A 240-nucleotide genomic window follows, 5' to 3' on the forward strand; every position below is an offset into this window, starting at 1 on the left:
GGCCCTGCTTCAGATACAGATCCAGGTAGAACTGGAACCCTCCGAGGTACTCCTCCAAGGACGGTGCGTCCTCGTCGAACGTGCCGAAGACGAGTCCGGCGTAGGACTCGACCCTGGCCTTCTTAAGGCCCCAGTCCTTGCGCTTGAGCGCTCCCCCGTACCCCTCGGCCATGTACGGCACCCCGATGAGCTCACCGGAGTTCTTGTAGACCCACCCGTGGTACGAGCATCGGAAGTGAG

At 62.1% G+C, this 240-nt stretch carries 1 protein-coding gene; it reads right to left on the minus strand.

What is annotated here, in order from left to right; translation table 11 throughout:
* A partial coding sequence (locus tag SB753_RS40920; protein ID WP_410805660.1) for a Rieske 2Fe-2S domain-containing protein occupies positions 1-240 on the minus strand: 240 nt, incomplete at both ends.

This window comes from Paraburkholderia sp. SIMBA_053 (genome assembly GCF_046534895.1).
GTDB classification, from domain to species: Bacteria; Pseudomonadota; Gammaproteobacteria; order Burkholderiales; family Burkholderiaceae; genus Paraburkholderia; species Paraburkholderia caledonica.